We start from the raw sequence: 11,229 nt of genomic DNA, 5'->3' as shown, positions 1-11,229 counted from the left end.
GTCGTTTGATGCTATACACCCCGAAGGCACGCCAGCAAGGTTTATAGTAATCCGATAAACGGGAAAATCGTCAATGTCGAAAGTAAAGACAGCTCTCGTTACCGGAGGAGCGGGATTTCTGGGATCCCACCTTTGCGAGCGCCTACTCGGTCAAGGTAAAGCCGTTCTCTGCGTCGATAATTTCTTCACGGGGAACCGCGCAAATGTAAGCCATTTGCTGAGCCACCCATCGTTTGAGATGCAGAGGCACGATGTTACGTTTCCACTATACGTGGAAGTCGATGAGATCTGGAATCTGGCCTGTCCTGCGTCTCCCGTGCACTACCAGTTTGACCCGGTGCAAACGACGAAGGTGAGCGTGCTCGGCGCGATCAATATGCTTGGCCTGGCCAAGCGGTTGCGCGTTCCCATCCTGCAGGCGTCCACTTCGGAGGTCTATGGCGACCCGGTGATCCATCCACAGACCGAGGATTATTGGGGCAACGTCAATCCTATCGGACCCCGCGCCTGCTACGATGAAGGAAAGCGTTGCGCTGAAACCCTTTTCTTCGACTATCGCCGGCAACATGGCCTCAGCACGAAAGTCGTCAGGATTTTCAATACATACGGCCCGCGCATGATGGCCAATGATGGACGGGTCGTTTCCAACTTCATCGTCCAAGCCCTGCAGGGCGAACCCGTCACAATTTACGGTGACGGCTCGCAAACGAGATCCTTCTGCTACGTGGACGACCTGATCGAAGCCATGTTGCGAATGATGGATACAGCATCGGACATCACAGGGCCCGTGAATATCGGCAACCCCGGCGAGTTTACGATGCTTGAGCTCGCGGAAATGATCCTGCGAATGACGCAGTCCCGGTCGAGAATCGTCCATCAACCCTTGCCTGAGAATGACCCGCGCCAGCGCAAGCCCAACATTGCAGTTGCGAAGTCGATCTTGGGCTGGGAACCCAAGGTTCCGCTCGAGGAGGGGCTGGCCCGCACTGTTTCATATTTCCGGAAGCAACTTCAGTTGGCCGGCTGAGCGCTGCGTTCTTGGACAACCTGGGCTTCCTTGCCTCGCTCCCGCTATGGTCAGGTAGCCCGTGATTTGTTGGTTGCGTCAGTCCAGTTTACTGTTGCCATGACGTTTTTCACCCGGGAGCGCGGCTGAGGTATGTGCGGAATCTTGGCCTGTGTTGCTCTGGACGGCGCTCCTGCGCCCAGCTTCGCAGCAGACCTGTCCGGAATCGTGGATCGTGGGCCCGACAATGTCGGCGAGTTTCACTGGAATTCTGCATCCCTGTTCCACACCCGCCTGGCTGTCATCGACACTAAGCAGTCGTCCAACCAGCCGATCGTCAATCGAGGCCAGATTCTGGTCTGCAACGGCGAGATTCTCAATCACCTTGATCTGCGCCGTGAGGCAGGAGACTTCACGTATCTTACCACGTCCGACTGTGAAGCCGTGATGCATGTCTACCGACGGAAAGGGGTCGCCGGCTTCTGCGACCTCGACGGCTTTTTCAGCTTCACGCTTCTGGATTGTGAGCGGAATGTATTGATCCTGCACCGAGACAGAGTTGGCAAGAAGCCATTGTTTTGGGGAATGCATGGCAGCAGGTTCGTCTGTGCTTCGAACGTGACGGCAGTGGTCAATAACCTCCCCGGCCAGCCGACCATCGACAGGGAACAGATCCTTCACTACTGGCAGCACGGCTTCGTCCACCCTCTTCACTCGATTTTCAAGGGCGTAAAGCCCGTTGCCCCGGGCGAGGTCGTCACCATAGACCTGCATACAGGTGCGATTACAACGTCGACACTGGAGCAGCCCACTCGGTCTGTCGATCTGGGCGTTCGCAGCGATAATGAGATCCAAAGCGAGCTCCGCTCAAGGCTCCGCCGCGCCGTGGAAAAGCGGATGGCGGGTTTGGATACGCCCGTTCTCATTTTTTCCGGCGGGATCGACTCGACTGTCCTAGCGTGCGAGATGACCGAGCTAAGGCAAGATACACGCCTGATCACGTTGAAACAGCCACTTCCGTGGCTCAATGACGAGATATACGCCCGCGAGGCGGCGCGTAAGCTCGACGCACCGCTCATAAACGTCAGCATTGCCCAAGATCTTTTAAAGAACATCGAGAGCGCGGTACGCCGCCTCGACCAGCCACTCGGACTTGAATCTTACCTTTTTCTGTCCTTGTTGGCCATTCAGGCCCGTAAGACCGGAAACGTATTGTTCACAGGCGACGGCGCTGACGAAGTCTTCTTTGGCTACCGCGAGGCGAAAGACTGGATCGGGGGCCAGACGCCCTCGCTCCTGGATCCCGTTCGCAGCGGCCCGGATTTCAGCTTCCCTCTCAGCGACTACGGTATTCAGCAGGGCACGATCGACCTCGTGGGCCATGGTTTCGTCAAGGTCGACAAGGCCACGGCCGAGAACCAGATGGAGGCTCGTTGTCCCTTCCTGGACTGGGATCTCATGGATTTTGTCCGTCGGCTGCCAGCCGAGTACTGGCTCCGTCATTCCGGAACAACGAAGTATCCGCTTAAACGCTATCTCGAGGAACGCGGATTTAGGAAGGGTTTCGTGCATCGCCCCAAGCTCGGCTTTGCCTACCCACTCCGCTATATGATGTTGTCGATGATCCCCACCTTCCGCCGCTCCGTCCTCAGGAGTGCGCCCCTTCTTGCAGAGCTCGGCGCCGATGTTCGTCCGTCGATGGCCAACACGTTCACTGCATTTCGCCACTTTCCGCAGACATGGAAAGCTTACGTACTGAGCGAGTTCCTCGCACGGGCCGGAGCTGCACCGTGATCACAGTGCCGGTCCTGTCTGATTTCATTTCCTCGTCACTCTCGCCGTCGTGCCGAAGGGGTGGTCGATGAAAGTCGCTGTCAGTGTTGCGGGAGCGTTCCACGCCTTTCATCTGGCGGACCAATTGCAGCGGCACGGAGCACTTGATCGGCTCGTGACCAACTACCCTCCCGCGTACATCAACCGACGCTTCAGGCTGTCGCTGGACCCTTCCCGCATTCGCTCAAATTACCTGCATGCTCCCTATGTGGCGGTGGAACGGTGGCTCCCTGATCTGTTCGACAAGAGCCGTCCCTTTCGTCTGGCGCACGACCGGTTTGCCAGCTTCGTGCTCGATCCCCGCACGGACATACTTGTGGGCTGGAGCGGATGCTCACTGCGAACGATCCGCAAGGCAAACCGCCTCGGGATCACCTCGATCGTCGTACGCGGCAGCGCTCACATTTCCGAGCAGATGGATATCCTCGAAGCAGAGTATCGCCTTCTTGGTTTGCCCTTTCGCCGGGATGGAGGGGTCGTAGCCCAAGAGATTGCCGAATACGCGGAAGCCGATTACGTCCAAACCAATTCGAATTTCGCCGCGCAAACACTCGTCAAGAGAGGTGTGCCGGCGGAGAAGATCATCATGGTGAACACCGGGGTCGATCTCGAGCGGTTCACCCGGAAGCCCAAGAGCGATTGCGTATTCCGCGTCGTGACGAGCGGCAGGCAGAGCGTAAGGAAAGGCACGCACGTCCTCCTCCGGGCCTTCGCCGAACTCGACCTTCCCAACAGTGAGTTGATGCTCGTCGGCGGCATCAGCGACGAAATCAGGCCATTTCTCGCGAAATATTCATCCCCGAAAGTCAAAGTGCTCGGTCACCGGCACCCGGCGGAACTCGCCGAGCTATACTCACAAGGAAGCGTATTCGTTATGGCTTCCATCGAGGAGGGCCTGGCGACGGTTCAGGCGCAGGCCATGGCTTGCGGACTGCCTTTGATCTGCACGACGAATGCAGGGGGCGAAGACTTCCTTTCGGCAGATGGGATCGAGGGCTTCGTGATCCCTGCCAGCGACGTTGAAGCCCTGAAGGAGAAACTTGCACTGCTCCACGGCGACAGCATTCGCTGTGCACGAATGGGCGAACTGGCCATGGCCCGAGTCGGCAACTCGTGTTCCTGGGCGCATTACGGGGACACAATCCAGGAAATCTACCAGAATATCCTGTCCGCAAAGCACCGGTCGCGTGATGGATTCGCGTCAGGTTCGCGGCCCGCCTTCCCTGCAGTGCTGCAAAGCTGAAGCCTTCCGATCGACGGCGCGGGGGCTCTGTGCCTGGCTGTCCTTACCAATTACATTCGCGCCGGACCACGTGCTGCAGATGCACTTGGCCGATGACTGTACAGCTGACGCTGGGCTTCAGTAGCACTTTTGAAGGTTGTTCAGGCCCGCGAACCCTTGAACGCTGAACGCGCAAGTTTTTTGACGGGTCTCCCGAGAGCCTTGGCCGTCCTGACCGACCTCACGAGCGCAATCTTGGGGATGTTGGCCACCGGATTGACGCTCGGAGGTTTCGGGTTGAAACCCAAGCTGCGCAAGAGGTGGTTTGCCGCGAACGGGTCTTTGTACTTCCAGTCGGGAAACTCGAAGTTCAGGCTCAAGGAGACGGAGACTTCGTCACCGTTTTGCACCCAGTGCGCGCCATGGCTGGGGATGTGAACTGCGTCCCCCGGCTCCAGGAGAAACTGCATTGCGCGCTCCTCGGCGACAGCCTTGAAGTCTCCAGCCGACTCGGTCTCGCCATAATACCTTTCGATTTCGCGGGATGTCGTGATGTCGCGATCGTTCGGATCGCAGATCCAAACTCGCTTTGTTCCGTGCACCTGGACGAGAAAATTGATTTCGGCGTCGAAGTGATATGACGTCATCCGTCCCGGCGATGTCACGATGATCAGCATTTCCGGATTTCGGAAATCCCTCGCCTTGGCTGGGCCGACCAGATCCTTTGCGAACGCGGTGAACTCGTCCAGCACCGCCTTGTACCTAGGATCCTTCTCAACGTGCTTCATAATGATCCAGGCGCCCGAGGTTTCGAGCCTCTGCATCACCTGTTCGATCGGGAGGTCCGGCGTCGGAATGGCTCCCCACTTGTCAGTAATGGCAACCTTGCCCGCATCGATATAGGCGTCGCCGTTCCTTTTCGCAGCGGCTTGCGCCGTTTCGATCAGGCATGGGATCGAGAAAAGGGGGTTTGCGGCGAGATTGTGCTTCAGGCTGAAGGGCTGCACATGCAAGGACGCCAAGCAATGGGACGGGTCCGTCGGGGTCGCCCAATTTCCATTGGTGAATGCAATCTGGGCAGGTGACGTCAGCATGTTCACAGGGAGCGCCCTCCAATATCCGCTCCGGCGGCAAGCGGCGGACCTGCTTGCAGGATACGGCTCTGCGCCGCCAAGCAAACTGATATCGCAGTTTAATGTTAATTCAAGCGACGGCAACATAAAAGTTATTAACTGAAGCGCGGTGACCCACCCGTCGATCACGACCCGCTCGGCAGTTGCCCCGCGTGGATCCAGTGGCCCTGAACGCGCTCTTACTTGATGGCCGGCTTGCCTGCCTCACGCTGCGCGAAAGCGTCGCGCAACATCGACCATTTTCGCCCGACACGCTTCGGGGCCGTGCTGTTCGTCTTCGACAGGAGCGGCGCAGTGCTTCTCGAGGCAAGAGATGCGGCGGGCGAGAAGCTCAATGCGTTCGACGCTGCAGGCGCAGGATTCCCGGTCTCGGTTCGGAGCATGAAAGCGAACCGCAAAGCCATCCAATAGCGGCTAGGGCCTGCGCTTCGTTCGGCAGCTATGATGGACGCAATCTGGTCCTCGCGGGGCACTACGGCGCCCCCGAAAGGCGACCCTATCGATCGCAGGTAATTCCGCGCACGCCAGCAATAGAGAACCGAGCGGTCGGTCATCCGCGTTTCGCCATGCCCTGCGCGATATTTCATAAGCGCTTGGCACAGATCCCCGTTCGCCAGCCGCCAGGCCCTTGCAAGATACGCGACGCCAATGGTGGCGTTCACTTGCGGCTTGGCCAGTTCCGAATCCGGTCCCGAAAATCCGAGCATGGAAGCCGTGGTCGGCCGCACCTGCATCAATCCGATTTCACCGACGGTTCCGACTACCGCCGGATCGTACCCGCTTTCGACATGGGCGACCGCGTCGGCAATATCGGCGGGCATTCCGGCTGCCTCGGCTTCCGCTCTCACCAGCGCCCGCAGCTTGTCGCGGTCCAGTCTGGTGCCCAGCCATCTTGGTTCGACCATGCCGGATGCCGTGCTGGGCTGGGCTGCTTCGGATGAGCCCGGAGGCTCAGCGCGAGCCATCATGCAAGGGCCTAGCACGACCAGGACGAGCAGCGCGGTGCGGAGCCGCAAAACCCCGCTCGGCGGGCCCGACCGTCTCAGAATCGTCCCCTGAAACCGAGGGCGACCAGATTGCGGTTGTAACTACCCTCGCCCCCCTGCAAGATCCTCCCCCCGTCTACGTAGTCGAAGCCATAATTCGCGGTGACGCTCCACGTGTTGGTCAGCAGATAGTCGGCTTTCAGGATTGCAGTGTATGTGTCGTTCGCAGGCGCGCCAAATACAGCGGACGAGTGCGACCAAGCGAAGGTACTGCCCAGCTTGAGCCGATTTGTGGCGTCATAGGACAGCCCCAGCCCTGCCGTCGTGGTCCGCGATTGCGCGTTGTTCTGAAGGAGCAGATCCTGCGGTATGGGCGGTGTTCCAGCCGGGGCGGGCACAGTCACGATTGGCTGTGAGCCAGCTGATGTTGCCGTGCCCGACCCAACGCTTGCGGCAAGGACGGACGCGGGCACGTTCGGCAAATAGACCGGAGAACCGATCCCGAAGGACTGCGACAGAACCGCCGTTACCCGGATGTCGCGCGTGGGGACCCACCAGAGTGATCCACCATAGGTCGGTGCGCCGTTCGTACGGTTCGCGAATGCGTTGGGATATGTCTGGCTTTGCCAACCCGCATAGACGTCGCCCCCTATCAGGAGATCCCCGCCCCCAATTGAGAGGCCCCCGGTCAGGGTGTACCCTTCATTATCGTTGATGCTCTGCCGATAACGTTCCCAGTTGTAAGACGGCTGCACGAACAAGCGGAGGTCGGGGCTGATCTTGTAGCTCACACGGGTATTGAGCTGATAGTTCCTTCCGTTGTCCGATGAGCCCGTCGAAACAACAGCGCCGGTGGTGTTCTTCTGATCGCCATAGAATTGGCTATTCACCGATCCACCGACGTCAATGATAAAATCTTTCAGTTCCTTTGTGAGGGTCGTTCCAAAGTTGCCTGTAAGATACGGCTGGGGTTTGTCGTAGACGCCTCCAACACCGTTCTGAGTATTTGCGTCGTTGAGCGTATTTTGTCCAAATGCAAGCGCAATATTCGCTGCCCAGGTCAGATCCGGGGCGATCGACCACGTGTGTGACAGCCCGAGCGACCCCGAATACGTGTTCGCACCCGCGTTGCCAGCATAGAGACCAGCCAACGCAGCGGCGTAAAGTGAAGTCGTGTGAACGCCATCGCTACGGATGGCACCAATGTCGGCGGTCAGTGCCGATCCATATCCCGCCCGGATGTTCCTGCTCGACCCATACAGGTTGGAATTGTAGAGGAAGCCGATGCCTCCACCCGCTGTGACGAGCCAGTCTCCCCACACCATCGGCTGGTAGTCACGAGATTCGATCCGCTGCGACTGCGCACTGCCCGCGCCCGGCAAAGCCGTTCCGACAACGATCATCGCCGCGGCACAGAGGCGACGGGAACGACTGATGCACGGGGTCCGGCCGGACGCCAAGCTGCTCATCTCCTGGTGCCGGCGCGCCTCAGAAGTACCGCTCGGGAACTCTGATGACATCGCCGGGATAGATCGGGATATCTGCTGTAAGCGGGTACTCCTGGAACGGCCCCTGCCCGGCGCGTTGGATGAAGATCGTCGACTTGCTGGCTCTGAAGCTCGGTCCGCCGGCAATGGCGAGCGCCGTCACGACCGTCAGGCGATCGGTGTAGGGGAACCGTCCAGGTGAACTGACTTCACCAAAAACATAGAACGGACGGAAGCTGACGACTTCGACCGTCACGCTTGGCTTGTTGAGAGCCTCGCTCCTGAACCTTCTGGTGAGAAGCGCCTCCGCTTCTTTCTTGCTCAAGCCCGCCAGCTTCACGGTCCCGACGAGCGGCATGGAAATGTCGCCAGTGAAGTCGATGTCAAATTCGCCCGTGAGTTTGTCCTCACCGAAAACGGTGATCCTGAGCTTGTCGCCCGGGGCCAGCCGGATCTCGGGATAGCGATCGACCTGACCGGACGTTTTGACATAGGGGTCGGTTGAACAGGCGGGAAGCCCGAAGGCGAGCAGCGCCAGAAATGCCGCCGCGGCGGCACGCCCCGCGGGGCGTGCAGGCACAACCGCCTTAATGTCGCCACCGGCAAGCCGCGTCTGGAATGTCATGCCTTCCCCTCCGGACAACGCGGGCTGTCGCCGCGCGCACTCACCCGAACCCATCCGACCAGCGTTGCTAACACGTTAAGGGGTGCTTGGCCGAGGGGGAGATGCTTTTTGATACGGTTGATTTCCAGGGGTCGTCGCAAGGGGGCCACACATGTGGCGCGTGGCAGGTCGACCGGCTATTTTGCTGTGCCGACTAGGCCCTGTAAGGACTGCCCGTGAACGAAATTGGCAAATCTGCCGGCGACAGTCTCATGAAGACTGATAAGCGGGCCACTCTGATGAAGATGGCCTGCAGCTCGTTCGTACGTCTTGCGCTTCAATAATGATAGGTCAGCCACACGAGCGCGCCAATCGCGCTCCAAAGGAGCGCCGACGACAGGCTGCCGAGAACGACCGTACGCAACATGGGGAAGCTCGCATTGATAATGGCACTTAAACTAAACATTAAATTGGGTTGGATGTAAAGGTGATTCTTATAAAGTTAAGCTACGCCTGTGCCGTTTGCGTGGTCAGGATACGCCACCCGGCAAGTTGGAGCGCCGTTCGGGCACGCAACCCGCCGCCACACAGCCGGCCAATCCATTAAGCAGTCAATCGGAACAAGGCCGGCTGAATAACCCTGCCAAGCATGGCCACATGTCCGACGGCGTCGGACGACGGGTTTGCAGGCATAACGACCAAACGTTCGCCCGGCGGCCGATTGTCCACACACACGAAGGCCCATCCGGGCCCGTCAGGCGCGAACCTGGCAGTCCTCGGATCGGCGCCGAGTCCGGTGCCGATCGCCTTCAGGACGGCCTCCTTCGCAGTCCAGAGCGCCAGGAACCGTCGAAGCCTGGCGTCATTATCCGGTTCGGCATTCAGGGAAGCTTCCTCATCGGGATGGGTCACGCTCGTGATCAACGATCCGAGGTCGGGGATCGGCGCCAGCACCTCGACGTCCACCCCGACCTCCGCGTCTCTCGCAAAGGCGAGCAGGACATGACGGCCTGAATGCGACAGGTTGAAAGTCAGACCGGACCTCAAATGGGAGCCATCCAGCCTCGGTTTGCCGTCCTCGCCGGCACCGAAGACCAGGCTGCGCGGTTCTGCAACGAGATAGCCGGCACACAGGTGCCGCAATGCGGCGCGCGAGGCCATCGACCGCATCCGGTCCTCCTCGCGATGAAAAGTTGCCGCGCGGGCCCGATCCTCGCCGGTTAGGCAAACGTCCAGGACGCCTGGTGGAAACGCAAAGGTGTCGGCGTGCCAGATGTGGAGGAAGAACCCGGTCGGCATTCCGGGTGGCCTGGTCGACGTGACCCAATCCCCGCAGGGCAGTAACTTGCAGGTATCCGCGCGCCCGCTTCCCATGTTCCACCGTTGGCCCTCCAAGCCCTTCAACCTCCGTGGGTCACGTAGATCCGCCTTTCAACGGCAAGCCTCGATAGGCATCCGTTAGACACGACCGCACTGTCTAAGCCCGCCGATAATCCGCCAACCAAAAACCTGTCCACTGCTTTCAACTCGAGAGCGCCGCTCGCGGAGCGCGCAACAATCTCGATTTTAGGAGGCCCCTGGCCGATCCCCTCCTGGAGCCACAAGAGTCAACCATCTCGCGCACCGCGCCGAATTGTGAACCAGCCAGACAAGCGCTGCTTCCAACCAGGGTCGCGCGGAACTGCACCGGGCAGAGCGAAGCAGCATTCCAAAAGATACGCAAGTTCCCTTGGGCAAGCATTTGCCCGATAGCACTCAGGAAGAACGCGTCAATACCACCCGCCCCCTGATTCCCGATACACGCCTAATACTTCGCCCAGAACGCCTTGTTATTCGTGCGCATTGCACCGAGCACACTGTTCACGGCATCGCGGCAGCCGCTAAGGTCGAACCTGTTCGAAAAGATCTGTGCATCGGCCATAGATCCACTGTCCATAGCAGGACGCTTACTTCAGATTGACCCCGCTTGCCGGCGCGGATGGAGCGCATCAAACCCGCTCGGTGGATCTTGCAATGCCGCCACAGCACCAATCCCGCACTTACCTGATTAACAATCTTGTGCAACTCTACGGTGGACGGTGGCACTTACTCCGTCTGGCGTATCTGAGGTTGCATATGAGTATAGAGCTTCTGGGAACTGCACTTCGTCATCTCCCGGCGTTCCGTGGAAAAGCACGCCTGGCGCGCTTATTTATGAACGACATATCGCTAAGCCGATCTTATACGTTCCAAGATAAAAAGGGAGATTGGTATTCGGTTCCCAATCTGGTGGAGCCTGTGGGTTTTCATTTATTCGTCCATGGAATGTATGAGCCCGAGACATTTCACGTCATTAAAAACGCTTGCAGAACAGGTGGTAGTTTCGTTGACGTGGGAGCTAATATTGGAGCACTCACTATACCAGTAGCACGGCACTTGGCCGACAAGGCAAAAGTTATAGCAGTTGAAGCTTCTCCTCGTATTGCAGAGATATTAGCTTATAACATTAAAATGAACGGATTACAGAATGTACAATTGTCAAGATGCGCAGCCGGAAGGAACCAGGGAACCACGGAATTTTATGTCCCGCCAGAGAGTCACTTTGGGATGGGGTCGATGTCACCGCAATTCAATTCAGCACCGACCACAATCCCTATGATGTCTCTGGATAGCCTACTGGAAGCCAGCGGCGCAGATCGTGTCGCAGCTATCAAAATCGATGTTGAAGGCCACGAGGCTGACGTGATTGAAGGCGCAACGACTGTGCTCTCACAACGTCCTGCACCATTAGTTATTTTTGAATTCTGCGATTGGGCAGAAGAACGTGCTTACCCCGGCGATGTTGGACGTGCACAGAGGCTGCTCATGGAACTTGGTTTCAAGGTTTTGAAAATGGACAGCTTCTTGAAAGCGTCGTCCCCACTTTCGAGTCCGCTCCAATCGGGAACTGAGATGCTGATTGGTTACAAGCATGAATAA

The 11,229-nt window shown here is 58.4% G+C and carries 9 protein-coding genes; 4 read left to right on the top strand and 5 right to left on the bottom strand.

Features of this window, described 5'->3' with window-relative positions:
* Positions 1–73: 73 nt before the first annotated feature.
* The 3 genes from AC5JCN_RS01410 to AC5JCN_RS01400 all read left to right on the top strand — a co-directional run bounded on the left by AC5JCN_RS01410 (position 74) and on the right by AC5JCN_RS01400 (position 4,082).
* Positions 74–1,027, top strand: a complete 954-nt coding sequence (locus AC5JCN_RS01410) for a UDP-glucuronic acid decarboxylase family protein (RefSeq protein ID WP_495753216.1) — start codon at positions 74–76, stop codon at positions 1,025–1,027.
* A gap of 132 nt (positions 1,028–1,159) precedes the next feature.
* On the top strand, positions 1,160–2,800 hold the full coding sequence (locus tag AC5JCN_RS01405) for an asparagine synthetase B family protein (protein ID WP_495753215.1): 1,641 nt from the start codon (positions 1,160–1,162) through the stop codon (positions 2,798–2,800).
* Positions 2,801–2,867: 67 nt separating this feature from the next.
* Positions 2,868–4,082 (top strand): glycosyltransferase family 4 protein, encoded by a 1,215-nt coding sequence (locus AC5JCN_RS01400; RefSeq protein WP_495753214.1) that lies wholly within the window; start codon positions 2,868–2,870, stop codon positions 4,080–4,082.
* Positions 4,083–4,222: 140 nt separating this feature from the next.
* Here the strand turns inward: AC5JCN_RS01400 and AC5JCN_RS01395 are convergent, their stop codons facing one another.
* The 5 genes from AC5JCN_RS01395 to AC5JCN_RS01375 form a co-directional block, all read right to left on the bottom strand.
* Entirely contained in the window at positions 4,223–5,155 is a 933-nt protein-coding gene (locus tag AC5JCN_RS01395; protein WP_495753723.1) for a cupin-like domain-containing protein, read from the bottom strand.
* A 218-nt stretch (positions 5,156–5,373) separates the two neighbouring features.
* The gene (locus AC5JCN_RS01390; protein WP_495753213.1) at positions 5,374–6,099 is read right to left on the bottom strand and encodes a lytic transglycosylase domain-containing protein; all 726 of its coding nucleotides are present in this window, start codon (positions 6,097–6,099) and stop codon (positions 5,374–5,376) included.
* A gap of 137 nt (positions 6,100–6,236) precedes the next feature.
* On the bottom strand, positions 6,237–7,583 hold the full coding sequence (locus AC5JCN_RS01385; RefSeq protein ID WP_495753212.1) for an outer membrane beta-barrel protein: 1,347 nt from the start codon (positions 7,581–7,583) through the stop codon (positions 6,237–6,239).
* Between the two features lie 85 nt (positions 7,584–7,668).
* The gene (locus AC5JCN_RS01380) at positions 7,669–8,292 is read right to left on the bottom strand and encodes a polysaccharide biosynthesis/export family protein (protein WP_495753211.1); all 624 of its coding nucleotides are present in this window, start codon (positions 8,290–8,292) and stop codon (positions 7,669–7,671) included.
* A gap of 582 nt (positions 8,293–8,874) precedes the next feature.
* A complete protein-coding gene (locus AC5JCN_RS01375) occupies positions 8,875–9,570 on the bottom strand; it encodes a 4'-phosphopantetheinyl transferase family protein (RefSeq protein WP_495753210.1) in 696 nt (231 codons plus the stop codon).
* Between the two features lie 657 nt (positions 9,571–10,227).
* On the opposite strand from AC5JCN_RS01375, the gene AC5JCN_RS01370 reads away from it, so the two are divergent.
* Positions 10,228–11,229, top strand: coding sequence for an FkbM family methyltransferase (locus tag AC5JCN_RS01370; protein WP_495753209.1), 1,002 nt, complete (start codon positions 10,228–10,230; stop codon positions 11,227–11,229).

It is taken from the genome of Alsobacter sp. (assembly GCF_059501845.1).
This window is presented reverse-complemented; position numbering and strand designations above follow the sequence as displayed.